The 26,858-nt window shown below is 46.6% G+C and carries 23 protein-coding genes; 10 read left to right on the top strand and 13 right to left on the bottom strand.

Going from position 1 to position 26,858, the window contains the following annotated elements:
• Nucleotides 1–104: 104 nt before the first annotated feature.
• Complete coding sequence (locus tag CDZ87_RS00390; RefSeq protein WP_100751664.1) at nucleotides 105–1,082, top strand: arginine deiminase-related protein; 978 nt, start codon at nucleotides 105–107, stop codon at nucleotides 1,080–1,082.
• Nucleotides 1,083–1,152: 70 nt separating this feature from the next.
• Here CDZ87_RS00390 and CDZ87_RS00385 read toward each other — a convergent pair whose 3' ends face one another.
• The 8 genes from CDZ87_RS00385 to CDZ87_RS00350 form a co-directional block, all read right to left on the bottom strand.
• A complete protein-coding gene (locus CDZ87_RS00385; protein WP_100751663.1) occupies nucleotides 1,153–3,309 on the bottom strand; it encodes a TonB-dependent receptor in 2,157 nt (718 codons plus the stop codon).
• A gap of 121 nt (nucleotides 3,310–3,430) precedes the next feature.
• Entirely contained in the window at nucleotides 3,431–4,741 is a 1,311-nt protein-coding gene (locus tag CDZ87_RS00380; RefSeq protein ID WP_100751662.1) for a lysine N(6)-hydroxylase/L-ornithine N(5)-oxygenase family protein, read from the bottom strand.
• A gap of 67 nt (nucleotides 4,742–4,808) precedes the next feature.
• Entirely contained in the window at nucleotides 4,809–6,584 is a 1,776-nt protein-coding gene (locus CDZ87_RS00375) for an IucA/IucC family protein (RefSeq protein ID WP_100751661.1), read from the bottom strand.
• Entirely contained in the window at nucleotides 6,584–7,501 is a 918-nt protein-coding gene (locus CDZ87_RS00370) for a GNAT family N-acetyltransferase (protein ID WP_100751660.1), read from the bottom strand. The genes CDZ87_RS00375 and CDZ87_RS00370 overlap by 1 nt, the downstream gene beginning before the upstream one ends.
• Nucleotides 7,494–9,290, bottom strand: a complete 1,797-nt coding sequence (locus tag CDZ87_RS00365) for an IucA/IucC family protein (RefSeq protein WP_100751659.1) — start codon at nucleotides 9,288–9,290, stop codon at nucleotides 7,494–7,496. Before CDZ87_RS00365 ends, CDZ87_RS00370 begins: the two co-directional genes overlap by 8 nt.
• A gap of 191 nt (nucleotides 9,291–9,481) precedes the next feature.
• Nucleotides 9,482–11,407: a Fe(3+)-hydroxamate ABC transporter permease FhuB gene (gene fhuB, locus CDZ87_RS00360; RefSeq protein ID WP_245834606.1), complete on the bottom strand. Its 1,926-nt coding sequence runs from the start codon at nucleotides 11,405–11,407 to the stop codon at nucleotides 9,482–9,484.
• A gap of 65 nt (nucleotides 11,408–11,472) precedes the next feature.
• Complete coding sequence (locus CDZ87_RS00355; RefSeq protein ID WP_100751657.1) at nucleotides 11,473–12,387, bottom strand: iron-siderophore ABC transporter substrate-binding protein; 915 nt, start codon at nucleotides 12,385–12,387, stop codon at nucleotides 11,473–11,475.
• Between the two features lie 22 nt (nucleotides 12,388–12,409).
• Nucleotides 12,410–13,177 (bottom strand): ABC transporter ATP-binding protein, encoded by a 768-nt coding sequence (locus tag CDZ87_RS00350; protein WP_100751656.1) that lies wholly within the window; start codon nucleotides 13,175–13,177, stop codon nucleotides 12,410–12,412.
• Nucleotides 13,178–13,329: 152 nt separating this feature from the next.
• Here CDZ87_RS00350 and CDZ87_RS00345 point away from each other — a divergent pair, with 152 nt between their 5' ends.
• The gene (locus CDZ87_RS00345; protein ID WP_100751655.1) at nucleotides 13,330–14,535 is read left to right on the top strand and encodes an MFS transporter; all 1,206 of its coding nucleotides are present in this window, start codon (nucleotides 13,330–13,332) and stop codon (nucleotides 14,533–14,535) included.
• On the opposite strand, the gene CDZ87_RS00340 is transcribed toward CDZ87_RS00345, so the two are convergent.
• Together CDZ87_RS00340 and CDZ87_RS00335 are read right to left on the bottom strand one after the other, a co-directional pair.
• The gene (locus tag CDZ87_RS00340; protein WP_100751654.1) at nucleotides 14,532–15,257 is read right to left on the bottom strand and encodes a siderophore ferric iron reductase; all 726 of its coding nucleotides are present in this window, start codon (nucleotides 15,255–15,257) and stop codon (nucleotides 14,532–14,534) included. The genes CDZ87_RS00345 and CDZ87_RS00340 overlap by 4 nt on opposite strands.
• Nucleotides 15,258–15,395: 138 nt before the next feature.
• Entirely contained in the window at nucleotides 15,396–16,316 is a 921-nt protein-coding gene (locus CDZ87_RS00335) for a polyprenyl-phosphate transporter (protein WP_100751653.1), read from the bottom strand.
• Between the two features lie 653 nt (nucleotides 16,317–16,969).
• Between CDZ87_RS00335 and gltS the strand changes: the two genes are divergently transcribed.
• A complete protein-coding gene (gltS, locus tag CDZ87_RS00330) occupies nucleotides 16,970–18,196 on the top strand; it encodes a sodium/glutamate symporter (protein ID WP_100751652.1) in 1,227 nt (408 codons plus the stop codon).
• A 64-nt stretch (nucleotides 18,197–18,260) separates the two neighbouring features.
• Here the strand turns inward: gltS and CDZ87_RS00325 are convergent, their stop codons facing one another.
• Nucleotides 18,261–18,986 carry a flagellar brake protein gene (locus CDZ87_RS00325; RefSeq protein ID WP_100751651.1) on the bottom strand — a complete coding sequence of 242 codons (726 nt, stop codon included), beginning with the start codon at nucleotides 18,984–18,986 and terminating at the stop codon, nucleotides 18,261–18,263.
• A 174-nt stretch (nucleotides 18,987–19,160) separates the two neighbouring features.
• On the opposite strand from CDZ87_RS00325, the gene CDZ87_RS00320 reads away from it, so the two are divergent.
• Nucleotides 19,161–19,439 carry a GNAT family N-acetyltransferase gene (locus CDZ87_RS00320; protein WP_100751650.1) on the top strand — a complete coding sequence of 93 codons (279 nt, stop codon included), beginning with the start codon at nucleotides 19,161–19,163 and terminating at the stop codon, nucleotides 19,437–19,439.
• Nucleotides 19,439–20,407 carry a phosphotransferase gene (locus CDZ87_RS00315; protein WP_100751649.1) on the top strand — a complete coding sequence of 323 codons (969 nt, stop codon included), beginning with the start codon at nucleotides 19,439–19,441 and terminating at the stop codon, nucleotides 20,405–20,407. Before CDZ87_RS00320 ends, CDZ87_RS00315 begins: the two co-directional genes overlap by 1 nt.
• 36 nt (nucleotides 20,408–20,443) lie before the next feature.
• Here CDZ87_RS00315 and CDZ87_RS00310 read toward each other — a convergent pair whose 3' ends face one another.
• The gene (locus CDZ87_RS00310) at nucleotides 20,444–20,935 is read right to left on the bottom strand and encodes a GNAT family N-acetyltransferase (protein ID WP_100751648.1); all 492 of its coding nucleotides are present in this window, start codon (nucleotides 20,933–20,935) and stop codon (nucleotides 20,444–20,446) included.
• A 185-nt stretch (nucleotides 20,936–21,120) separates the two neighbouring features.
• Complete coding sequence (locus tag CDZ87_RS00305) at nucleotides 21,121–22,032, bottom strand: LysR family transcriptional regulator (RefSeq protein ID WP_100751647.1); 912 nt, start codon at nucleotides 22,030–22,032, stop codon at nucleotides 21,121–21,123.
• 99 nt (nucleotides 22,033–22,131) lie between these two features.
• Between CDZ87_RS00305 and CDZ87_RS00300 the strand changes: the two genes are divergently transcribed.
• From CDZ87_RS00300 to CDZ87_RS00280, 5 genes are all read left to right on the top strand, one after another.
• On the top strand, nucleotides 22,132–23,370 hold the full coding sequence (locus tag CDZ87_RS00300) for an argininosuccinate synthase-related protein (protein WP_100751847.1): 1,239 nt from the start codon (nucleotides 22,132–22,134) through the stop codon (nucleotides 23,368–23,370).
• Complete coding sequence (locus CDZ87_RS00295; protein ID WP_100751646.1) at nucleotides 23,357–24,100, top strand: 2OG-Fe dioxygenase family protein; 744 nt, start codon at nucleotides 23,357–23,359, stop codon at nucleotides 24,098–24,100. Before CDZ87_RS00300 ends, CDZ87_RS00295 begins: the two co-directional genes overlap by 14 nt.
• 1 nt (nucleotide 24,101) lies before the next feature.
• Nucleotides 24,102–25,007: a DMT family transporter gene (locus tag CDZ87_RS00290; RefSeq protein ID WP_100751645.1), complete on the top strand. Its 906-nt coding sequence runs from the start codon at nucleotides 24,102–24,104 to the stop codon at nucleotides 25,005–25,007.
• 117 nt (nucleotides 25,008–25,124) lie between these two features.
• The gene (locus tag CDZ87_RS00285) at nucleotides 25,125–26,123 is read left to right on the top strand and encodes a succinylglutamate desuccinylase/aspartoacylase family protein (protein WP_100751846.1); all 999 of its coding nucleotides are present in this window, start codon (nucleotides 25,125–25,127) and stop codon (nucleotides 26,121–26,123) included.
• 204 nt (nucleotides 26,124–26,327) lie between these two features.
• Nucleotides 26,328–26,723, top strand: a complete 396-nt coding sequence (locus CDZ87_RS00280; RefSeq protein ID WP_038173517.1) for a DUF2391 family protein — start codon at nucleotides 26,328–26,330, stop codon at nucleotides 26,721–26,723.
• The last annotated feature ends 135 nt before the right edge of the window (nucleotides 26,724–26,858 follow it).

The following is a 26,858-nucleotide window of genomic DNA, read 5'->3' as shown; positions in this document are numbered from 1 at the left end:
ATTTGCTGAAAGTGAGTGTCTTTAGTCGTTAACTTCAGCAAATGTTTGCTTAACATTATGTCTACAATTGGCGTTATTGAGTGAGATTAATTGAGTTTGTCACAATGTTGAAACAGCAAACCATACTAGAAATTAAACGGTCTTCAGTGCAAAACGCTAACTGTGTTGTGATGGTGCCTCCTAAAGAGTTTGCCTTTAATGCTGAAACGGCCAAAGACAACGAATTTCAACACCAAATTAATGATACCACTGGCCACATTCGCCAACTAGCGATGCAAGAATTCAACACGATGGTGGGTGAATTACGTCAGGCGGGCGTGCAAGTGGTGGTGTTTGATTACCCCCAAGGTGAGATTGAAACGCCAGACGCTGTTTTCCCTAATAACTGGTTTAGTACTACGGCAGATGGTCGTCTATACACTTTTCCGATGGCATGTGAAAACCGCCAACAAGAAGTCAAAACCAGTGCATTAGTTGAGGCGCTAGAATTGGCTGGACGCCCTGTTTTAACGCAAGATAATTTGTTGTCTTACTTAGAGCAAGATGCGCATCTCGAAAGCACGGGGGTGATGGTCAAAGACCACCTCAACAAGACGGTTTACGCGGCGCTTTCTCAGCGTTGTGATAGAGAAGTGCTTGAAGATTACGCCGAGCGTATCGGCTATCAACAGGTGGTTTCTTTTCAAACCGCACTGCCTTCAGGCAAGCCGATTTACCATACCAATGTCATGATGGCGATTGGTGAAAATTTCTGCGTTATTTGTGATGAAGTGATCCCAGAGTTTGAACGTCGTTTTGTACTCAAATCATTAGCCAAAGATAAGCAGGTCATCTCAATTTCAGTTGAGCAGATGAATCGCTTCTGTGGCAACATCTTGCAACTGGAGGCCGCTAATGGTGAGAAGGTAATTGCCATGTCTCAGTCAGCATTTGAAGCGTTTTCTCCTGCGCAGTTGGCTCAGTTAGCCAGTCACGGTAAATTGCTGCCATTTAACGTGCAGACTATCGAGAATATCGGTGGTGGCAGTGTGCGCTGTATGTTGGGCGAAGTGTTTCTGTCTAGTCACGCACAAAGCTTGTAAATCCATAGCTCAGTTTTAAATATCGTCAAAAATAAACCGCCCAAGCAAGAGGGCGGTTTGGTTGTGTAAGTTAGAATTTAACTTGGTAGTTCAATGTATAGGTACGGCCACGGCCTTTGTAATCGTAAGCCGCTGCATCATAGTGAGCCGAGTAAACTATCTGAGCTCTTTGTCCCCAGATGGTGGTGTAATCTTTGTCGAAGAGGTTTTGAATACCAAAGCCTAAACTGCCGACAGGAAGTTGGTAGCTACCCACTAGGTCAAAGATGGTGTAACCATCAAGCTTGCTTTGCGCATCATCTTGGTAATCAAACATGGTTTGACTTTGTACTTTGACAGCCAGCTCGTTGTCATACCAACCTGCCCATGCATTTGCTTTTGAAGTACTCGCTTCGCCAGCCGTCATATCTTGCCAACCATTATCGCCCTTGATCTCTGAGACGACATAATGGCCTGAAGCGCCAAGTTGAATATTGTCATGCACCCAGTAAGATGCCATGGCTTCTAGTCCATAAACACGTTTCTTATCTTCTAGCTCTTCGATAAGTAGCGTCTTCTTGTTGTACTTAACCGATTTGTCAGAGAGCGAATAGTAAGCGGCAGTTTGCAAGTTAAAGCCCGCTTTATCTAACCGGTAACCTAGCTCTATGCTGTTGGTTTTAATACCAGACATCTTCGATTCGTTGACATTGATACTATCGTTCAGTTGCCAGTGATCACCCACTTGGGTGTAGTCACCTTGGCCATAGTATTTGGCGGGATCGGCGAGGTCGAAACCTTGTGAAAAGTTTGCCCAAATCTGCGAGTTGTTATCCAGATGATAGATAGTACCCACATTGAATAGACCTACATTGTAGTCGGTCTCACCACCCGGTACTGCATCGGCCGTGGTGCCATTACCTGCGGCGATTTTCTTTTGTTGTTGGTAACCGACAAAATCATCGATCTTGTTGATCATGTGTTGATAGCGGAACCCCCCTTCAATCGACCAATCCTCAGTAATGGCGTAATCGGCCTGCACAAAGCCTGCAATTGAAGCGACGTCGATCCCTGGGTAGCGGCCAACTTGTGCGTAGGTGCGATTGATTAAATTCCCCGAATTATTCGCGATGGTCGGATCATAAAGCGCTTGGTTACTGTCGAGTTTGTCTTGGTAGGCATCAATACCGTAAACCAAGTTAAGTTGCTCAAACTTTTTGGCTAATGCAACTTTCAGTGACAGGACATCGGTTTTTTGCTGACCAGAAGATTGATAGTAAGGGGTATAAGTTTGATCTTCTTGACGGTATGACGCTTCAGCGATAAGTTGGTGACCTACGAAGGCTTCATCCACATAAGAGGCGCTCAACATCATACGTTCTGTGCCGTGCTCGCGATCTGAGTCAAAGCCCTTTCTTACATCAACAAAATCACCGTTTTCGATATACAGGCCGTAAGGCGAATCTTGTTGACTATCATAGTACTGAGCCAGCAAGTTGAGCTGTTTGGTGTCAGAAATGTTCACGTTGGCGGTCGTCATGAAATCAAGGGTTTGGTTAAATTGCAGCGAACCTTGTGATATATCCGGTGTGACGATATCACCATTGGCATCAAAATAGCCTTGGGTTTCTGTGTAGATTACCGATGCACGTGCGGTAACTTTGTCATTGCCACCAGAGATCGATTGTCCTAGTTTGTAGTCAAAATCTTCACTTGAATTTAAACCAGAAGAGCCGCCGACATAAGACTCAAATTCAAGCTCTTGGCCGGTGGCTTTTTTAGTAATGATGTTGATGACACCACCGGAAGCGCCAGCACCATAGATAGAGGTGGCACCAGACAATACTTCGATTCGCTCAATATTAAATGGGTCGATAGAGTCCATGTAACGGCTGATCTGACGCGATGATTGCAGAGACACCCCATCAATCATCACCAACATTTTGCGTCCACGTAGGTTTTGACCGTAGTTGGTGCGTGCACCACTGCTGATGTCTAAAGAGGGAATCGAGGTCGCTAGGATTTCGCCTAATGTTTTGCCACCGCGATACTCTTGCTCGATTTGCTCTGAGTCGATGTACCAAACGGTGCCGGGAATGTCGCTGATCGCTTTCGGTGTGCGGCTAGAGACCACCACCATCTCTTCAAATGAGGTCGCTTCTTGGGCGGCAACGGGCGTGGTGAGTATTGCACTGGCGACAGCGATCGCCGTCGTAGACAGTAGCAAGTTTCCTTTCTTAACGTTCATTTTCTTCTCTATGTTTATAGGAGTAATGAGCCCACGGCTGGCGGTTTACGGACCAGCTCGCTCGTTGGGCGGGTGGAAACGTCACCCACTCAAGCACAGTGAGTGACAAAAAGGTGTTTGGCTAAGCGACCAATTGCTGTGCCTGCGTACTAGGCGAGAGCCAATCAATCATGCCCTGACCTGAATCCGTATCGAACAGGGTCTGGCCAGTTAAGCGATTGATGATGCGTGCGCTGCGCCAAGCCATTAAGCTCAGTTGAGGCTCAGCAATGCCGTGGCTGTGCATACCAGCATTAACCGCAAAGATTTTATTGCGCTGTTGGCCTTCCCATTTGATCTCAAAGTCAGGTGTCATTTGATATCGGTGTTGTTGATCAAGATCGAGCAGAGGCAAAATGGCGCTTAAGCATGCAGGGCTGGGCGCTTCAAACCCGGTCGCAAGAATGACGATGTCGGCCTGATGCGTCTCTAAACATTGGTCTAGTGCGTTGCTGGCGGTAAGTTTGAATGCGCCGCCGACAGCATTCATCTGAGTTAAGGTGCGATGTGGTAATAATTTGACCCACTTCTCTTCTTTGAGGACATCAAAGCGGTGGTACAACTCTTGATAAATCGTGAGTAGTGCTTTTTGAGTAATACCGTCAGAAGTGAGTTTTTGCTGAGTAATCTCATTGCGCTTTACTTGTGCATCTAAATTAACGAAGGCATCGACATAATCAGGGGTGAAGAACTCGTTGGTAAACGCGGCTTCATCAAGTGGCTGATAGTTGGCACGACGTGAGAGCCAATCGAGGGATTTTGGCTTGCCCCATTTGTGTTGCAGCGCGTTGATGAAGATGTCTGCGCCGCTTTGACCACCGCCAACGATTATGATGCGTTTACCGCTAAAATCATGCTCACCAAGGCCAATTTGTGCAGCGTGGAAAACGCGTTGGCCTAAATGCGCTTTGGCACATTCAGGGATTGCGGGTACTTTGCCTGTGCCAATACAAAGGTTGTCGGCGAGGTAGCTACCTTGGTTGGTATGCAGTTTAAATGCATCGCCAGTGTACTCTATCTGTTCAACACGGGTTGAGAGCTGAACGTTTTCGAGTTGGTTAGCCGTCCAAGCAAGGTAATCCGAGAATTCGTGGCGGCTGATACATTGCAGCTCAGCAGACAAGAAACGATAAAATTTCTTGTTTTTAACCAAGTAAGAAAGAAACGAGTAGCGACTTTCCGGATCGACAGCGCTGACCAAATCTTTCAAAAACATGGTTTGCATATGGGTGTTATCCAGAAGCAAGCCTGGATGCCAAGCAAAGTAGTCACGGCTTTCAAAAAAGCGTGATGAAATCTGTGGCTTACCTGCAAGTAGTGCCGCGATACTGAGGTTAAATGGGCCGACGCCGACACCAGCGAGATCAAGTTTGACGTTGTTAGTGTGTTCCATAAGAACAATCCTTTTCTTGGTTTAATGGCGGCTTAACTAAGCACTAAATTTATAGTTATGTTGTTAATTAGCGTTGATGGTTGTCGTCCATTGCTTTGAACAGCGGGTTATCGAGCATGTCATCCATATCGGGTAACATTCTCGATACACTGGCGTCCGTGCTATGGCGCAACTTGGCTAAGTTAAGGCCGATGCGTAATATTTTCGGTTTGAATAGGTCGAATTGCTCGAACCGGTGTTGATACTCACGATGAGAGGCCATGTAGGCTTTAAGCCGGTCGCCAAGCAAGCGATAAAATTGCTGCTCAGAGAAGCCTAGTTTGGCCACCCATGGTGAAATAAAGCGTAATGTGGTGACAAAGTGGCCAGTCTGTAAATCATGAATAATTAATGATTCATCGAGACGGACAGTAACCTTTTTGACGCTATCATCCAAAGACGCTTGTTCAGGGTAATCTTTGCTGACCAAGCGCATATCGCCTTGGAAATCTTTGAGTAAAATGCGTTTAGGGGCGTTATTTTCTAGTATTAAGGTGACGTTTTGGCCATGGGCGATCAGTGAGACCCCGTATTTACACAGCAGGTGGTAATAAGGGATCACCACTGCATCAAACAGTTTGCTCAGCCATGCTTCGATACTTAAACCGGAAGCGTCAATGTACTGCTCAATCAGCGAGTGGCCTTGGTTGTCACTCTCCATCAAGGCTGCCATTAAGATCGCGCATTCACCCGATTGTAATTTTGAGGCGGCAGATTCACGCCAAATGACACCGAGCAACTCGTGGTAACGATAAGGTGCGTTTTGTAACAGGGCATAGTCAGCTTGCGCAGCAAAGGCGGCGGCAGGCTCTTGCAAGACTTGCGCTTGTTTTTGTTCCAACAGTGGATCTGACTTGAACACGTCATCAATCCAGTCAGAGGCGGTTGGACCAGCGAGAATATAACGACCTGGAATACCGCGATAGCACGAGGTATTCATGATGGTTAGCGGCAATTTGATGTCGTAGCTTTCAGGGCGCGTAACGTTGCTTAAGGTGCGTAATGACAGCTGAGGCAAGAAGCGATCGCCAAATTCACCTAAGTAAACTAGCTGTTTAACGGCCAGTTCACGCACAAACAGTATTGACAGCTTTTGGTTCCACTGCCAAGGATGAACGGGGATGTAGCCGTACTCGCTGATATCGACATTCAGTGCGGCTAATTGGCTGTCCATCTGCTTTCGTTCATCATCAGCAATGCAAGAGTTCAGCAGATCTTGCCAGCCAACGTGGTCATTAGTTGCACGTTGCAAAATAGACAAGTGCACCGCAACCCAGCCTAATTGAAAGGCATGTTGTGCTTCTGGGGCATACTTTGCCAAGTCATCGCTACCCCATCCTCGACGCCCTTTATTGAAGGCAAACTTGGGGTGACCGTCAAAGTAGCTTTGTTGCTGCTCGCAAGGTAAAAATGCTAGATCTTGCGCAGTCATCGCTTGTTTACGATGGATTAATTGACAGTCGCCAAGCAACGTGGCGTTAAGATCTTCAAGGTGTTCAGCCAAGGCTTCATCAGACATCGACAGCTGTGATTGAAGATCGCGCATCAATAATGCCGCTGAAACTGGTTGGTTAGGATCACTGTCTGAGTCGCGAGTGATCGAGGTAGGCTCAATCATCACTTGCCCCCAGATGTTCTCACTGCCGGTAAAACAATACTGAGTGCCATTATCGAGTTTGAGTTGATAGCCCGAGCCGGTGACAGCAAAGTGAAACGCCTGTTCGTAAGCGAATTCACTGAGGATTTTGCCGACCATTTTTTGGTTGGCTAACGTCCAATAGTTGTGCAAGGCGAACGACTCCATTACCACTGCTCCGTAAAGAATGTTGCGCGATTTAGCATCAATAGCGCCGAGCGTTTATGAGGGAAATTAAACTCAAAACATTTTTGATAACCCAGTGGCAAGATGCGATTAAATAGACGGTCATTATCCGCCCGCGGCTCGAGCACAATGCGGTTAGTGCGCACATCATCGATAAACAGATAGTGGCTAATCGCACGCATCCAAGCGTTAAAGAACTTAGGACCTCTGAATGCTTGCTCGCCGACCAGTAGGTGGATACCACGATCGAAGTATTGCACATCGTAATATGGGCTAAGTCGGTCTTCGGCAACCCAATAGGCTTCAACGTAACCAAAGGGTTGGCCGTTAAACTCACCAATTAATGGAATAATGTGCGGGTCTGCAAGGCGCTGTTCAATAAACTCGGCCAGTTTTTCTTCACTCCAAGCCTGCTCCCAAAAGTGGGCGACTCTCGGGTCGTTCATCCAGCGGGTAAAACGGGCTAGATCTTGCTCTAATTCAATCACGCGAAAGCTGACGTTAAGTTCGGCATCAAAATCATCCCTTTGATACACCTGGCCTTGTGGCATAGGCGGACGTAAAGGGTGATGGCGGTATTGGTTGTTGGATTGAACGAGCTGCTGCGGGAAGCCGCTTGACGTTGGGTGTTGATGCCAAACGAGCGGCAATTGGTAAAAAGCTTGGCGTGATACCTGTTGTTCGACCAAAGGGAGTAGCGTGTTTACCCACTGCAGAATTTCGCGATCGTGGCTGATCACTTTGAGCGATTCAATTTGCTTAAATTGGCTTAGAAGTTGATCGATATCTCGCACCAATTGTGCGCCGATTTCAGAGCAGACTAAGTCACTAGCGTGTAGTGTCAGCTCAATCGTAGCTTGAGGTTGTTCGTGGTAGATAAAGGTATTGAACTCAAGCATGAGTCACCTCCTTAACGCGAGCCAAAGGGTTGGCCAAATCAAAATAGATAACGGCAGGATCTGGGATAGAATTCTCGTTAAAGTTTTGTAGGTAGCAAAAGAAATTACCTTTGCAGCACAGCGCGTCACTCGTGAGCACATAGCGCAGGCAGAGATCATCTTTCACTCCGCTTTTCAGTAGTGCATCAAGGTGGTTGTAGAGAATTTCAATTAATTCACTTTCCTCAACATCCAAGTGAGCGCAGATGGCGGAGATAACATTAAAAGTTGAGTTAATGATCAGGTAGTAGGCAAAGTAGCGGCGTACTTTGTCTTGGTTCCAGTAGTTCTCAAGCGCCTCTTTTTCATCACCGAGTTTATCGCCAAAGCGCTTAAAGGCGAGGTCGGTATAGCCGGTGCCCTGACAATCGCGGTAGTACATTCCGACCGGGAAGCCATGCTCTAACTGCATCACGATATTTTGCTGGTGGGCAAGAAAGACGATGCCCCAGTTGGCTTGTAAGTCAAACAGAGGCACAACAGCATGACGGCAGTATGCATCAAACCAGCGTGTGGCGGCGTGGTGGGTAGGCAGCCCCTGTTGCTCGGCATAGTGTTTAATGCGTTCGGCCACTAAACTTGCGCCGCCATATGGATTTTGTTGGGTGAGCGTTGCTAGAACCACGGCTTCTTGAGCTGGTTTGTCCATCAGAGGATTGTCTCTAAATGCCACAAGACTCTCGTCGATAATCTCGCCGTGGCAATCTTTGAGGCCGATAAACGCCGGCTCTTGCATTAGTTGAAAATCTTGACCATCACCCAGTTGTTGAGCCAGTTCAGGGTGTTGGAATAAATCGTTGAGTCTTGTGCCACGCAGCACTTCTTTAAACGATAGATTACGAATGGAGTTGGTCAGTTTAACGCTGAGCGAAAACTTAAGCATGTAAGGTAAGCTCGGCGCATATAACGAGCGAGTTGACGAGGTAGGGTACCAAGTGGCGCCCAGTTGGCCGAGGTTCTCAATTTGCTTAGTGGCGATATAACCTTTAATCGAGGTGTTATCTGCCATGACATGCCACTGCCATGGGTGAACGGGAAGCAATAACTTGTCTTGTTGCTGTGCGTTTTTTAGAGCATCAGCCAGAACGGCATCATGTGCGACAAGGTCATGTAGGCGTTGAGTAAAACTCACTTCCGCCGAGCTACCTGTTGTCAGGATCTCTTGATTGACGCTAAGCCAGAACAGTTTGAATTGGCCGCCGAGTTCGGGTGAGTAACGCTTAGCGTCACTCAGGCTAAACTGTTCGCGGCTCTTTGGTGCTGGGTGGAATGAGTGACCAATCAACAAACCTTGCTCTGCGGTTTTGAAGTCAAGCGGTTGGCTAAATAGCTGTTGTTGATAAGGTGAATGCGCAATCGCTTGTGCGGTGTTGTCTAGGCTCTCCAAAACTCGATTGGTAAAAATGGCTTTTTGCTCTTCGCTGATAATGCCAACCAGTGCTGGTTCGTTAACGATAGTGTCGACAAGTTGGTCTATCGTCAGCGCCGTCACTTCATCGCCGCTGAGTAGCAGGGCTGGGAGCTGGTATTCATGGCTGCCCAAGGCTGAAAAATAGCGCAGAGGGATATGAAGTGTTTGTGAGTTTGACAGCGACAATTGATACGTATGCTGACCATCGTCACTGCGCAGTAATTGTACTGACTGACTTTCTCTGGCTAATGAGTTGAGAAAACAAGCGATAGACGCTTGGTTGGTGTCGATTTTATTGGTTGAGCTCTCGAGGTTAAGCCGATCGTTGTTACGATTCATTTTCTTTCTCGTTATGTTAATAATTAAACTGACTAGAGAATGCTAATTATTATCATTCGTATGATCAACTTGTTTTTGATGATTTAATAAAATTATTTTTACAAAGGGGAGAAATAATGTGGGTTAAGTATTGCAGTGTAGTTAACAGAAGGTGCTGCGAGGTCACCTTCTGTGGTATCAAATATCTATCGTCAACGTCTCATCAGATAAAGGAAATAGCCACCGCCGATGAGCGAAGCAAGCAGTCCGGCGGGGAATTGCCAAGGAAACCAGAGGTTGCGTCCGAGCCAATCAGCTAACACCATGACTAGCGCGCCGAGTAGAGCCGCGCTAAGCATTTGCGTTCGCGGTTGATATTGATGCAGCGAGCGCGCCATATGGGGTGCCAGTAAGCCGATAAAACTCAATGGACCAATCACGATAGTGCAAAGGGTTGTCAGCGCCGCGACAAGCACGAGCAAGACAAGTCGCACACGAGTCGAGTTAAGGCCAAGGCTGGTCGCGGTTACTTCTCCCATTTCTATTATGCCAATCCAGCGCTGGAGTAAAAGTGCCACCAGTGCCACAACGCTGACACCGGTCGCAAGGAGATAGATGTCAGACTCGGCCACTAAATAGGTTGAACCCGACAACCAAGTCAGCAGAGCCGTGGCATTATCATGGCCTGAGCTCATGGCAATGCGTAACAATGCATCTAGTCCAGCACTGATGGCGATGCCGGTCAGCAGCAGTTGGCTTGGTGCAAAGTGGTGTTTACGACCCATAAACCACAATAAAGCGGTGACCGAAAGTGCGCCTAGTGTGCCAAAGAGCATCTGTTGCTCTCGCTCTACGGCAACACCTAATAAACTGCCAAGCACCAAGGCTAGTGCGGCGCCTGAGCTTAGCCCGAGGACTTCGGGGCTCGCCATCGGGTTGTTTGAGACTCGTTGAATGATGGTGCCAGCAAAGGCCAACCCAACTCCGGCGAATAAAGCGGTCATTACTCGTGGTGCGCGCAGTTCAAGTAGGCTTGGGTTGAAGCTTAAATTCCAGCCTGTTTGGCCCTGGCCTAAGAGTAACGCCAACACTGTCACTGCAATAAGTACCGTCATCATTAGTGGCAATACGACTTTTGCCTCTATGTTGATGTAGCGTTGGGGCGGTTCCTCGCGGGCGCGAAGCTGCGATTGTAATTGGCTGCGTTGCAGGAGCCATAACAGAAAGGGGGCGCCGATTAATGCGGTCATTGCGCCAGTTGGTAGTAGCGCGCCACCAACGCCAGAAAAGGGCTGAATGGCTAAATCGACCATTAACAACATCATGGCACCAATAAGACCACTGACCATCAATTGAGCCGTTAATTGCCTGATACCCAATAGCCTTGCGATTGCCGGGGCGACAATACCAATGAAACCAATCAAACCGACCTCGCTGACCACTGCCGCGGTGATGAATATCGCCAAGCCAAGACAAAGCAGCTTAATCTGTTTGATGTTGATGCCCAAAGAAGAGGCAACATTATCACCAAACTGCAGAGCAGACAGTGGACGCTGCAGCACCATCAGCAACAGGGTCGGCGCCGCAATTAGTGGTGCAAGAAGCTTAGCGCTGCTCCAGTCATTTTGATTAAGGGCGCCTGCTCCCCAAACAAAAATACTGGTTAGCTTTTGTTCGTGCAGCATCAGTAACATGGTGTTCAACGAGCCGAAAAAAAGGCTCACCACCATACCGGCCAGAATCATATGTAAAGGCGCAAATCCGCGTTTTGCACTAAGCAGGAAAACCAGTGCCGTCGCCAAGCAGCCGCCCAAAAACGCAGGCACAAAACTCGGCATTGATAATCCGGCAGGCAGCAGCAATAAGCCAAGCACCATGCCCAATTCAGCGCCAGCGGCAACACCGAGAGTGGTGGGTGACGCGATGGGATTTCGCAGCACAAACTGCATCACGGAACCAGCTATGGCTAATGCAAAACCACTTAGCAGAGCAACAGTGAGTCTAGGTAAATAGGTCAGGTAGGTAATCAAATGTTGGTAATTACCTTGGTCGAAGTGCCATAAGGTGTCCCAAATTAGCGTGATACCTTGTGAGTATGGGGCGGTGATGTGCAAAAGGGTGCCTACAAGACACGCCATGGCTACCAACAACAAAGCGGTAGTGGGAAACTTGATTGGGTGTGAGCGAAGGAGGTTAGTGCTACTCATGGTTGTGCGGTTAATGGTTGGGCTGTCGTTAGTAGCTGAGTAATATGATCGCTAAATCGCTGCGCGGCAATCAAACCGCCGAATGTCCAGATAGGCGGAAGTTCATAGACGGACTCACTGCGCGTAAATTGCATCGCTTGCCATAGCGCCGAGCTTTGCAGAGATTGGCGCAACTGTGGTTGAACTGGGCCAAAAATAATCACACTGCTTTGCTGATGTTCCGCGAGTTTTTCCACTGCCGTGGTGGTAAAGCCCCATAAATTGGTTGTCTCTTGCCAATCATTACTCAAGCCCATTGCTGAGGCAGTGGCGTCAGCTAACGAACCTTGACTGTGAATGCGCAGTGTTTTGTCATTGATAAAGCGTGCAAAGAGCAAGTTTTTCTGTGCCTTATCATGAGCGCGAATTTTTTCACCGTTGGCGGCGAGCAAGGCATAGGTTTGCTTGATCACTTGTTCAGCTTGCGGAGTTTTATCGAGTAATACTGCCAAAGAGCGTGTCACTGACTCGGCAGCATTAAGTGGCTGCTTTTGTTCACTGTACAGGGTAAAAACTACTACTGGGGCAATGTTGTTGAGTTGTTGATACGCCGCCGCCATGTGTTTACTGATCAAAATAACATCGGGCTTTAGCTCGCTCAGCAGCTCTATATTAGGTTCACGTCGCGAACCCACGTTGATCACACTCGGATTGATCTTGGGTTCGACGACCCACTGATTATAGCCTTGTACATCGGCCACGCCTTGGAGTTCGACACCTAAACTGAGTACCGTTTCGGTTAACGCCCAGTCGAGAGCAACGACTTTTTTCGGTGGGCTATCAAATGAAGCAATGCCCATTTCATGTTCAATATCAAAAGCATACGCCTTAAATGCCATGACTGAGACCAGCATGATAATAATGGTTTTCACAACAGATTCCTTCTACTTATTGTTAAGGGATATAACTAATAGGTTGACCAGTATGTGGATGGGGAAAGAGCGCCAGTTCCATGCCGTAGATTTGCATTAAGGTCTCGCGATTCATTAATTGTGCGGGTGAACCATTGGCAATGACGCGGCCTGAATGCAAGGCAACTAAGTGGTCGCTGAACTTTGCCGCCATATTGACGTCATGCAGTACCATAATCACGGTCAGATTTAAGCTCAAATTCAGCTCGCGTATGAGACTCAGTAGTTCATGTTGATGGGCCACATCAAGCGCGGAGGTTGGTTCATCGAGTAACAACGTTTTGCTTTGCTGAGCGAGCAACATCGCAACCCAAGCGCGCTGTCTTTCCCCTCCTGAAAGGGTCGCAACAAAGCGCTCGGCAAACGCACTTAAACCGACTTTAGCAATCGCATCGTCAACAATGGCGTAGTCTTGCTTATCATAGCGGCCAAATGCCCCTTTCCACGGGTAACGGCCAAAACAGACTAATTCTCGCACGGTAACGCCATCAGTCAGCGGTGGGTGCTGTGGTAAATAGGCGACTTGGTGAGCAAACTCAATATTGCTTAACGCGGCAACAGGTTGATGTTTATACAGAACGTGACCATTTGTCGGTGAGTTTTGCCGGCTCAGTAGCTTGATTAAAGTTGACTTACCACAACCATTGTGACCAAGCAGTGTCGTGACTTTACCCGGCTCAAAAGTTAGATTGGTGGCAGAGAGAATCGTTTTATTTTCAATGCTAAATGAGGCGTCGACTAGTCGAAACATAATGCAATAGACAGTTGAGTTATTGGTTACAAGTCGTTAATGTTACCACAATAGAATAGCAATGATAATTGTTTTCATTATCAATAATTATGTTAATAAAACCATCAGCAATGATGACCTTTTCAGCTAACTAAATAGCGGCGACTCTCATTATGTCTCTTATAAAAAAACACTCCTTTCAGCTTGGCATTATTGGCTCGGCGGCAGCGTTAATGGGTATTGGACAAAACGGTCTGTTAGTCTCGTTACCTTTTTTGATCGAGCAATCAGCGTTTGATCTTCCGACTTGGTCTATCCTCATCGCGTTAGGCAGTTTTATCTTTTTACCTTCGGCGCCATTTTGGGGCAGAGTGAGTGACCGGCATGGTCCGAAACGTGTTGTCATTCAGGCGTTGTGTGGTATGGCATTCAGTTTCGCATTGTTGGCGCTATTTGCGATGATGAGCCAAGGTGCATCGGCATGGCTAGTGTGGTGTTTAGTCGGTCTAGTGGTCGCGCGTATCATTTATGGCGCAACGGTTTCAGGCATGGTGCCAGCCAGTCAACACTGGGCGATTTTACTCTGTGGTGAGCAACATCGCCTGCAAGCCATCACTTGCGTTAGCATTGGATTAAGCACTGGGCGTTTGGTTGGTCCGGTTCTCGCCATTGTCGCGCTTAAACTCTCGCCGTTCGCCCCTTTGGTGGTCATGATTTTGCTACCCTTGATCGTTTTGTGCGCAGCGCTTTTCTTACCTTCCCCAGCGCTGTTAAATCAACACTCTAGCGCGCCATCATCACTGCCCTGGTTACCAAGCCGGAAAATATGGCGTTTTTTATCGAGTGGGTTGTTGTTGTGTTGCGCAATCGCCTTGCTGCAATACAGCTTCTCACCTTTGATTGGGTCGATGACCGATTGGTCGACGAGTCAAATTAGTGATGCTATTGGTTTGTTACTTACTCTTAGTGCGGCTTGTACGTTCGCCACTCAAGTAGGCGTGATTAAGAAAAAGAAAATGAGTCCCGAGCAGATGTATCGTTTGGGGTCGGCGTTATTTGTATGCGGTTTAGCCCTGTTTCTTGTCCCTTACATTTGGCTATTTTCTGCGGCGATGATATTGACCGCGTGTGGTGCGGCTTTGTTGGTCCCGGCGTATACGTCTGCCGCGACCGCCCAACATGCCAATGCGTCCGGAGCCGTTGCGGGCTATATCTCGATGTCGCATACGCTAGGTTACGGATTTGCCTCCCTGTTGGCTTTTACGGCGACATTTTCACCAAGTTATCCCATTTATTTGTGTGTGTTATTTGCTGCGATGATCAGTTGGATTGCCTTTTCATCGCCCCGCTCAACAACCATTATCCAAGTGACGCGTTAAACTTTATTTTCCGGATGCCTTGGGCAGTTGCGACACAGCGCCCGACCTTGACATTTGTACACTAAGCAACAGCTGGTTCGGACTAAGGTTAGGTTGTGGCTGTCTGCATTGTAGCTCAAGGAGTTAATCAGTTTGGCTGGCAGACCGCATGCGTCAAGCCACAGCTGGCCTTGTTCAACAAGATATTGTTCAGAAAGGTGAGGATAGTAGTGGCTTAGTTTAACTAAACAGCCAAGAATACCGTCGGCAAACAGGTGGTTGGTAAAGCCAGGACGAATTCGCGTCCACTGACTCATCTCATCACGGAAATAGTCAAATAGCTCAACCAATTGCTTGCCAGCTTGTGTGATCAGCGTTTGCTCAGGGCCTTGTAGACGCGCTAGTGAAGTAAAATGAAACCCGCTAACAAAGTCCGTTTTGATGTTTTGCGTCATGCTTGATAGCGGCGGTAATCCTCGACAGGAGTATATGGCGACAAACGCCACATAGATCGGCTGCCAACACAATAAGGTCCAAGTACGAGTTAACCAATAGGCCGACCCCGCTTCAGGATGGGCCAATTGCAAATTGTTATATAGGGTTTGAATACACGCTGAGCTCGGCTGGCCGAGGCCAATCAACGTCGCTGTTTGCAACTCGTTTGGCTCGATCTGCCCCTCTAGATAAGGAGTCACTTGTCGTGAATGTTCAAATAGCGTTTCAAAAAATGCGTGCTCTGTCATGGCGAGAAGGTCTTAACATCTATTCGTGCCAGCAGCTTAATAAAATATCAGTCTTGTTGCAATTAGTTATCATTACCACTTTGACGGGGTAATAAAAAAGCGACCCTACATAGGTCGCTTTATCAAACTAACCAGGGATTAGACGTCATGACGCTCGGCATACTTTTCCAGCCCAAGAACTAAGCCTATCGCACACAACATACACACAATCGCTAAACCTAACTGTGAAGACTGCGAGGTGATAGCTTCAAAATCAAATGGGGTTAGATTGTGTTCCACTAGTGGCACTTGTTCCCCTTTCGAGTTGATACGCCAACTGATGGTTTCTTTCCAAGGCCAAATTTTCGGTAATGTACCTAACATCAAGCCAGTTAAAAACACTAATGTCAGGTCGCGAAAGCGTCTCAGTAACCAAGATAGCACATGAGAAAAGCTCAGTAGGCCGATCACACAACCGCAGAGAAACAGTGCCAAAATTGTAATATCAAGCGATTTCACTGCGCCGAGCACAGGCGTATACATGCCGATTAGCAGTAAGATAAAACTGCCCGAGATACCAGGTAAAATCATGGCGCAAATAGCAATGCCTCCGGCGAATAGAACATTGAGACTGGTTGGTTCAAGTTGGAGCGGATTGAGAATCGTAATGCTATAAGCGAACGCGATACCCAGCAGCAGCATCACCGCGCTGTTAATGCTTCTTTGTTCAATCTGCTTGAGCATGTGAAACACAGAAACAAGGATCAAACCAAAAAAGAATGACCACAACGGGATAGGGTGGGTCACGAGTAACCAAGAAATCAGCTTGGCCAGTGTCGCAATGCTGGTAAACACTCCAGCAAAGAGCGCGAGTAAGAATCTACCATTGATGTGATTGAATGCGGCTTTAAATCCTTCGCGCTTCCAGATGCCAATGACATTGGGGTTAATGCGACGAATACTTTCCAGCAAAGTATCATAAATACCGGTAATAAAGGCGATAGTACCGCCAGAAACGCCAGGGACGACATCCGCCGCTCCCATGGCCATACCTTTAAGAAACGTAGAAAAATAGTTCATGATGACTGAGTCGTTAAAATAAGTGGGTTGAGTATATCGATTCTGAGTTTGAAAATGTATGGAAAATCAACGTTGATAAAACTGTTTATAAGAGTCTGGTTTAATATGCTTTTGCGAAAGTTTGCAAAATGCAATTTTCATATTGCATTTTGATACGGTTTTTTGACCTAATAATGCGGCACAAGACTAAGAAACCCTACTTTTTATAGTTGGCACGCAACCTGCATTAATTAGTTTGACCCTTCTTAAGCCGAGGGTCACCTAGCCAACTGACGTTGTTAGTGAATGTTTTTGTTCACACTATATATAAGCCAGTCGCAATTTTGCGGTTGGCTATTTTTTTGTCTCAACAGTGTAACGTCGTTGTAGCCTGAGTGTGTGAAAAACGCTAACGACATCCCTGTTTCGCTACAATTTCGCGACTTTTAAATTCTATACTCGACATTTTGTTGTGTTTTTACTAATAATGTCCGCTTTATTCTTCGCAGCCTGCTTGATTAAGGGCACGGCTCACCTGTTGAAACGAACATCTCAACGTTGTTTGTATAAAGGATACATTTCAATAGAAAAACCAGTTTATGAGCAATGCTCAGTAGAGCTGTTGAGCTTTCAACTCATTAAGGACGATGAGTGCGTAACTAATAAGAGGTTATATGAATCAGATAATTTCAGTGGGACCACTAGAATCATTCTTAATTGCTATCAGCGTGTTGTTCTTAGGTCACTTCGTTAACTTAAAACTCCCGATTCTTAAAAAGTTCAATATTCCTGAACCAATCGTCGGCGGCCTTATTGTCGCATTTATTATCACTCTTGTGCACTTTAATGGCATTGATCTCGAGTTTTCATTACCACTGCAAAAAATCTTTATGCTGATGTTTTTTGCTACGGTCGGTTTGGCTGCCAACTATACCCAGTTGGTGAAAGGTGGCGCTAAAGTTTTTATCTTCTTAGCGGTTGCTTCCTTCTATATCATTATTCAAAACGGAGTTGGAGTGACACTGGCCACAGCTCTCGGGCTCGATCCTCTGATGGGATTGATTGCGGGGTCGATTACACTGTCAGGTGGTCATGGTACAGGCGCGGCTTGGGCACAAACATTTAATGAGAGCTTTGGTTTATCGAATACGCTCGAAATTGCGATGGCATCGGCCACTTTTGGCTTGATCATTGGTGGTATCATCGGTAGTCCTGTCGCACAAAAATTGATCAATAATAATGGTTTCGAGTCTGAATACGGCACTGGGGTTAATACTCACCAACGTTTTCCTGAGCTTGTCACATATAACGAATATGAGGAAGATAAGGTCACCGCGAAAAAGGTTATCGAAATACTGTTCATTCTTCTACTCTGTGTTACCGGCGCTAAGTATCTTGAAATGTGGGTGAGTGGCTTTGAGGTTAGCTGGTTAATGATCCCAGATTTTGTTTATGCGCTGTTTATCGGTGTGTTTATCACCAATATTCTTGAAGTGACCAAGGTGCATAAAGTGGACGCTGAGACGGTTGATATTCTTGGTACTGTGTCTCTTTCGTTATTTCTTGCGATGGCGTTAATGAGTTTGAAACTATGGAATATCTTCGATTTAGCGATTCCGTTCTTGATCATTCTAGCCGTGCAATCAGTGGTGTTAGGCATATTTGCTTATTTCGTGACGTTTAAAGTGATGGGATCAAATTATGATGCCGCGGTTATTGCCGGGGGCCATTGTGGTTTCGGTTTAGGAGCGACACCGACAGCGGTGATGAATATGGGCTCATTGGTCAATAAATTTGGCCCCTCTCCACAAGCCTTTATGGTGGTGCCGATTGTGGGAGCGTTCTTCATTGATATCGTTAACCTGATTATTCTTCAGGGGTATATCTCGTTTATCGGTTAACTCAAGCAAAACGCCCTACATTAGAGGGCGTTTTTTTTGTCGGTTCGAGTATTTATCAGCGAGACTACCTGAGTGTAAGTTTGGTGCCGTTAAATTTAAGATGGCCTAACAAGACTTTGGCGTTATTTTTGCCTAGATCGGTAAATGCCACTCCGTAGCGGGCATAATGCATCGAACGTTGTAAGTTACACACCTTGCCAAATAAAGGTTCGAATTGTGTGCCTTGTAATGTATTTAGCTCAACTTGCAATGCTATCTCCTCACCCACTTGGAACGGTCGGCTAAGAGGCGCTGTGATGAAACGACAGCCTCCTTTTGATAGATCACGTATTTCACATTCAAGTCGATGACTCTCTGCCGTTACTTTTGCCGATAAGTTAATATCAAACCTAGGTTCTTTACGCAGTTGGGTGACTTGCATCGTTTGGGGAACAGACAGTGCGACCATCGCAACCGGAGCCCTAAGGACGTGTTGTAATTGGCTGCGAAAGTGGATCACAGCGCCTTCACCGCGAGGAGAAATGGCTCGTATTGTTGCCCAAAAACCTTCTTGGAAAAAGAACTCAAGATCGTCTTCGGAAATTTTTGGTAACTCGGCTAAAACAACATTTTGCGAGTGAGTGCCAATAAATGAGGTTTTGCAGCGAAATGTCGTGCCAACAGGTGTCGAAATACCAATCGTGAGTTCTCCACCATGCTCGATCATTGCTAGTGCATCTGTGCTGTTGAGAACCGAGACATTGCGTTCACTTTGCTGTTGATCGTTTTTCGCTTCCGCTCGGGTATTCATCTAGCCTCCGGTGCTCCCATCATGTTATTGTTTTGTCGATGGGTCAAAAAGTGTGTCCGTATGCGATTATAAAAACACACCTCGGAGTCCTCCAAGTTTATGTTTGGATTTGTTATTGTTCAAACATCAATTTACCTAATAATTTTGACCTATCTATCATTTTTGGGAGTCAATATGTCGCATATGATAATTCTTGACCAAGAAAAGCATCAATTTCGAGTTCACTTAGAAGGTGAGCATTATGCGACAGTGACTTTTATCGAGAAAGACAACGTCTATATAATGACCACCACTAAGATCCCTGAAGCACTCCAAGGCCGTGGGTTTGGCAAGGTGATGATGGAAGCGGTTTTGCCTGAAATCGAGCAACTTGGTATGAAAGTACAGCCTATCTGCAGCTATGTGGTGCATTATATGTCTCGTAACCCGCAGTGGTCACATCTACAAGTGTAATGACATTGAATCGATATAAGCCCATTATTGAAGCACTCGGATTCACGACGCTTCACTCTAGTCAGCGGTTACAGGTATTGTGGGGTGGCTACGGTGAGCTTGTTCGGCTTTATGTTGACAGCACCAGTATTGTAGTAAAACATGTCCAGCTGCCCCAGCAACATACTCACCCTCGAGGTTGGAATACTCAACTTTCTCACCAACGTAAACTGAAATCCTATCAAGTAGAGCTGAGCTGGTATCACCATCAGGCCGAGCACACCAACGCGCGAGTGCCGAAAAAACTGCTCGCTCAGACGGATGGGCAAGAGTATCTACTCGTGATGGAAGACCTTAAGTCGGTGGGGTATAGCGAGATGGTAAGCACTGCCAAACGACAACACATTACCGCATGTTTGCGTTGGCTCGCTCAATTTCATGCACAATACATTGGGGATCAAGGTAAAGATTTATGGCCTGTAGGGTGCTATTGGCACCTTGCGACCCGGCCAGATGAATTTGATGCCCTGCAAGATATGCAGTTAAAGCAGCACGCACACACGATCGATCGTGTATTAACGCAAGCGCCATACCCAACCTTAGTTCATGGTGATGCTAAGCTGGCTAATTTCTGTTTTACGCCAGATGGAAACCAAGCGGCGGCGGTCGATTTTCAATATGTCGGGCGCGGATGTGCGATGAAAGATGTTGCGCTGTTTATCAGTAGTGCCGTTGAACCTGAGTTGTGCGCGCAGATGGAAAGTGAGTTGCTCGACGAATATTTTGCGCATTTGCAACTTGCGCTCAGTGACAGTCAGCCTCAACTCTGTGCACAAAGGGTAGAGCAGGCTTGGCGGCCATTATTTGCTATCGCTTGGGCCGATTTTCAACGCTTCGTTAAAGGATGGAGTCCGGACCATTGGAAGATTAATGCTTACACCGAAGCGCTCACTGCTCAAGCGCTAGAAACACTTAAGGCGTACCGCTAAGTACGCCTTATCGTAACGAAATAGGTTGACTGAGCACTAAGCCTGAATCCTCGCCATGTAATAGGTGTTAATCAATTGACCATCACGAAATGATCCCCATTTGGCTTCGCCTTCGATTTTAAAGCCAAACTTTTTGTAGCAGGCTATCGCTTTTTCGTTGTCGCTGTTCACTTCGATTTGGACTCGTTTAATTTGCAGCCAGTTATCGGCCAAATCGAGCACGGTCTCAATCAGCTTACTGGCTACTCCTCGACCATGAAAGTCATCATGAACACCCAAACCAAAGCTAGCACAATGGGCGGTGCGAGGTCGTTGAGAATGTTCAAAGCCAATATTTCCCACCACTCGTCCATCTATCTCTGCAACAAAGCTGTAAACGCCTTGAGGCATGCTTTCCAGTCGTTTCGTCCACATGACCACTGAAGGTTTCGGCAGTTGCAGCGTTTCTCGTTGTGCTTGCGGTTGTGAATAGATATCACATAATGCAGCGGCATCACTAACTTGAGTCGGACGTATTATTATTTCCATATTATTGCCTTAACTTAACGACTGATTGAACATTGATACACCATAACGACATTCGAATTTTTGTTAAAGCACTGTTTTAGATAATTATTATGTGATGAATGTTAGGCTGGCGGGCTGTGGATCGTTTAGTTAAGCAACTTGAGGCGCAATCGGCGAGCTAACTGCTTTCGCTTAGCGCGTTTGGTCTATTGGCTAAATCGCTGTTGTAAATATTCGACAAAGGTTTTGATCTGTCCCGGAATGAACTTAGACTGGGCATATTGCGCGACAATATTGCCCTGATAGTTCCCACCCACATGCCAGTCTGGCAATATTTCAATCACTTGACCTGACTCGATATACGACTGAATAGCAAATTCGGGGAAAACCGATATGCCAGTATGACGAATCACGGCTTCACGGCGGATTTCGCTATGGTTAACGGTAAAAGAACCTTTGACATTGATTGAGACTTTTTTAAGGTTATTAGTAAAGTCCCATATGCGGTCGCGTGGGTTCTCCCCCAAGCACAAACAGTTGTGGTTGGCGATATCTTCCGGATGAATTGGTGTGCCGTGTTGTTCAAGATATTCAGGACTTGCGCACATAACCAAGCGGCAATTGGCTAACGGTTTGGCAATCAATCCCTCGGTGGGTTTATCAGTGATATGGATAATAACATCAACTTCGTCACCAATGGGGTCAATGTAATGGTCAGCGACTTTTAACTGGAGGGCAACATAAGGGTAAAGCTCAATAAAGTCGAGCACCATGGGCATTAGGACTTGACGAGAAAGTGCTTTGGGCGCCGCGATTCTGAGCGTACCAGAGACCTCACTTTTATCGACCTGGGCGGCCGATACCGCAAGTTTAGCCGAATTCATCATATCGCTACATAAGGCGTAAACTTCTTGCCCTGTTGAGCTTAAACGCATCTTGCGTGTCGTCCGTTCAAGTAATCTTTCCTGCAAAGCATTTTCTAATCGCGTCACTGAACGGCTAACGGAAGAGGGGGAGACACCAAGCTTTTGTGCCGTGCTAGAAAAACTCCCCGATTCAACCACATTAACGAAGATCGCCATCTCAGAAAGTAATGGAATAAGCTTATTTGTGTCCATGGTGCAAAAATCCTTTGCGAAATGGCTATATTGTTTCAATTAAGTTACTTATGGATACTAAATAAGTCAATGAATGACAAGATGAGTGGAAAGGACATCGTGAAAAAAATAAGAAGTATCGAAGATATTCAAGCGATCTCACCTGCAGTGAAGCATGTATTGACACTTTTTAGTGGGGGATTAGACAGCAGTTACCTACTTGAAGTATTAAAAGAGATCGATGCGAAGGTTACCGCGTTAGTGGTTGATCTCGGCGATGGTATTGATCGCGAAAACCTAGAACTGATCACCAACCATTATGGCGTCGATTTGCAGATCATTGATGCCCAGCAAGAATTTGTTGAGCACAGCATCGTCTCTGCGATTCAGGCCCAAGCGCTTTATTTGGGCGATTATCCGGTCAGTTCTTCATTATCTCGGCCAATTATCATCAGTAAAGCGATCGAAGTGGCGCAGCAACTCCAGTGCGATGCCATTATTCACACCGCTAATCAATCGCAAAACAGCCTTCGACGCCTTAATGGTGCGATTGAGGCAAGTGGCTATCAAGGTTACTACGGCTCACCCTATGAGTATTCCGCATTGAGCCGAGAAGATAAAGCAAACGCGTTGTTTCACTCTGGCCTGGTGGGATTTAAATCTCGTTCGGTCAGTGGCGATGCGAATCTTTGGTGCCGCGAGTTTGAGTCAGGTGTTCTTGATGACCCTGAAGGTTTTACACTTTCTGAGTCGCTGTTCTCGTGGTCGCAGTGGCAGCCACAGCAGCAACTCGATAAACATCAAATTAAAATAGGATTTCGTAAGGGGTATCCGGTAACGATTAATGATTTGCCGATAAACCTTAGGGAAATGATTGCTTTCATTAACAACCACGTTGGCGCGTATGAAATAGGTCGTTACATCGGTTTCGACCATTTAGATGACGATGAGAAAGTATTAGAGGTGCGCGAAGCACCCGCTGCTCTTATCCTCATGAAAGCATATAAGTTGCTAGAAACAGCAACGTTACCCACAGATGTACTCAAAGCTAAAGCTATGCAAAACGAAATGTGGACTCAAGAGGCCGTAGAAGGTCGTTGGGGAAGCACTCTACAGTGTGCAAGCTATGCGTTCATCGCTCACACTGCCGAGTCTATCTCTGGCAGTGTTCTCTTCAAACTATCGCGCGGAAACGCGTTGGCGACCGCTATTGTCGCTGATAAGGCTAAGTACTTGCGTGATAGAGACCGCTGGGAAGTGGACACGGCTAAGTTACGCAGTCAGCGCACCTTAGTGATTCCTTCTCCTGCTGTCAGCCGCAGCTGTAACTCGGAGGCAACGTCGAATGGATATCGTTAAGAAGCCCAGAGAACGACACGCCTCGGTCATTGCTAACTTGCTCAATCAAAATCGCTATGTGTTTGTCAGTGGCAAACAGATGACCAGCATGCTCGCGACCAATGTTGATGAAGTGGTGCGGTTTAAAAGCTGTTGGCATAACCTTGAGCGTGACCAGTATATGGCCGATGGAGGCACTTATCGCTATCGACGTTACGGCCAGTTTAATAAGGGCAAACATAGCCAGCAGTTGGTGATGCTACCTCATCAAGCTTACGTTCAGCCCGCGGCGGTTAATCCACTAAATGGCGATGTGAAACGCCATTTTGAACCTTTGACTGACCGATTCATCATGTCACCAATTTTGGAAAAACTATTGCTGATGATGAGTGATGTTTACGATGGGGCGCAAGGACAAGCAACCAACTGGAATATCCGTTTACATCCATATCGAATTATTACTGATGGCCATAGTGTCGGCAAGCCGACTCCAGAAGGGTTGCACCGTGATGGCGTTACTTATATTGCTTCATTGATGATTAACCGCACCAATATCACGGGTGGAGAAACGGTGATTACTGATGACAACAAAAACGTATTGGAGCGTCTGACCTTAGATAAGAGCTTCGATATTGTGATGTCCGATGACCTTGCCACCATGCATGAAGTGTCGCCGATCACGCCAGTTTGCTTAGATAAGTGCGCGTACAGGGATGTACTCGTGATCGCTTTTACAAAAATGGAGGAATAGGATGACAACGGCTGCGGGTCAATTAAAAAAAGGAAGTTTTAGGTTTCCATTAACCGAATCACTATTGTTGTTAGTGGCGATATTCTGGGGTACCAGTTATGGTCTAACCAAAAGTGCCCTGGTTTATACTAGCGTGCTGGTATTCATTTCGATTCGTTTCTCAATCACTTTTTTATGTATGCTACCTGTGGTGATTCGAGACTTTCGCCGAGGACTCAACAAAGACTGGAAGATTGCCATACCGACCGGCTTTATTCTATCGGCGATTTTTTTCTGCGAAGTGTTTGGGGTCTCGCAGACCTCTGCATCCAATGCGGCGTTTTTAATCAGCTTATCGGTTATCTTAACCGCTTTTGCCGAGTTGATTATTAACAAAAAGCGCGTCAGTAATACCTTATGGTTACTCACCGTATGCAGTGTGGTTGGTGTGCTGCTGCTGACCAGTAATCAAAACATTGAATTATCTTTGAACAGCGGTGACTACTTTATTCTCGCCGCTGCCTTATTGCGCGCTTTAATGGTGACATTAACCAAGCGTTTTACTGAAGGGAAGGCGATCACTACGACCACACTGACCTCATTGCAATCTTTGGTGGTCGCGCTTGTTGCGATCAGCTGTGCTTTGATTTATTTGCCCGCGTCACAGATAGTGATTCCAACCAGTAGTGAGTTTTGGATGACGCTGGCCTATTTGGTGGTATTTTGCACACTGTTTGCGTTTTATGTTCAAAACTACGCCGTACGACGTACCTCACCCACGCGCGTGTCGTTGTTGATGGGCAGTGAACCACTGTTTGGCGCTTTGTTTGCCATGATCTGGTTACAAGAGTCGCTCGGTGTTATGCAGTTGATTGGTGGAGGACTGATTCTATTTAGTGTTGTTGTGACATCAACCAAAGAAAGCTAAGTGGTCAGCATTTTCAACCTCTCAAGGCTACTCAAACTGGGCGTTCCATATTAGAGTAGCAAGTAGAGTAACCTAAGGCGGGTGATGGATACCCGCCTTTTGGCTGTGAGGATGAAAATGACTAAGCCGTTAAATCAATCAATTGTTCCCATGTACCCGACCTTGCAAGCGCTGGACGTCAACGCGCTTGAACCAGGTGAGCATAAGTTTTGGTTTGCCGTTGCGACCGATGCGATAGGCCATCCACAAGCCTTGCCTGTTCGAGTGTTTAAAGGCGTAACACCTGGTAAGCGGATTGTAATTACGGCGGGTGTCCATGGTGATGAGCAAAACGGTATTCTCACCGCGCATCAAGTTGCGCGTGAGCTCGAAGGACAAACCATAAGTGGTTGTATCACTATCGTGCCAGCGGTTAACTTATCGGGTATCGCGCGCCATAGTCGCGACTTTCACTCTGCAGCGCCTGATAGCTCTTCGTCTAACCTAAATCGTTTGTTTCCTGGTAACCCCAATGGTGATGATGCCAGTCGCTACGCGCATAGCTTATGGGAGAACTTACTCAAGCCTAATGCCGATTTGGCGATTGATCTTCACTCACAGACCAGTGGCAGTGCGTACCCGCTTTATGCGTTTGCTGATTATCGACTTGCAGATGCCTTGCGTATGGCGAGGCTAATTAACCCAGATGTCATTCTTAACGATCCTGGCGATCCGGGCATTTTGGAAACCGTCTACAACCGATCGCAGATTCCATCGATCACGATTGAAGTCGGAGTAGGGCGCTACACTGACCTGACCATGGTCGAGCGTGCCACACAAGGGGTAATCAATGTATTGCGCGCGTATGAATTGCTTGAAGGTCAGGTCACTGAGAATAACAATGCTTGCATTGAAGGCAGCCAGATTACCAGCATTCGGGCCCAGCAAGGAGGCTTTGTTCTGTGTCATGTTGCGTTGCTAGAGCGAGTTGAGCAGGGGCAGCAACTTGCAACGCAATACAATAGCTTTGGTGATGAAATCTATAGCTACTTTGCGCCATCCAATGGCACGGTTATCAGTCATAACGTCGAATCGGTGCGCGCTCCAGGCTCTTTAGTTGTTCGATTAATTTCATAATAAAATAACGAGCTGAATATAAAGGCAATCTATTTTGTGTATAGCGTAGCGCTATGATCTACAAGACGTTACATATCCGACTGTTATGGTCTATCCTGCTGTCTATGGTGTTGGTTGGTTGAAGGTGAAAATTATGCCTCAGGATATTCAGGCGGAATTGCCCGAAACAGTTGGCTGGTTAAACGACTGTGTAAAGAGATCGTCATGAAATTGAGCTTTAATTTTGAAGATGCTGGGCAAATTTTTGTCGGCGCTTTTGCGCTGGCGGTACCGATCTCTTTTTCGGAAGAAGCGTGGCGACTGGGAGAGACGCTGCCAACCAGTAACTTATTAATGTTAATGACCTTGTCACTGACATTTTTGACTTTGTTTACTTATGAGAGTGTCTTTCAACGCGATATTCAACACCGCAAAGGCGTGTTTGTTTTGCGGATCGTCTCGGCTTATGTCATGGCGGCGTTTGTGGTGGCGTTGGTATTAGTGTGTATCGACAAACTTCCCTTGGTTGATGATCCCGTGACATCGTTAAAGCGAGTGATTGTCATCGCCATGCCCGCGTCTATGGGCGCGATAGTGGTTGATAGCTTCGATAAAGAGTAATCCTCTAGTCAAGGTTAATTCATCTCACCAAATTGTTTGCGATATTGCTGCGGCGATACACCGACCAAACGGCGTAATTAACTTGCTCAACTAAACTCTATACGCTTGTCGTTACGTATAAACTCAGCGAGGCAA

The organism is Vibrio salilacus (genome assembly GCF_002811245.1).
GTDB lineage: Bacteria > Pseudomonadota > Gammaproteobacteria > Enterobacterales > Vibrionaceae > Vibrio > Vibrio salilacus.
The sequence above is the reverse complement of the archived record's forward strand: the minus strand, read 5'-3'. Positions and strand labels throughout refer to the sequence as shown.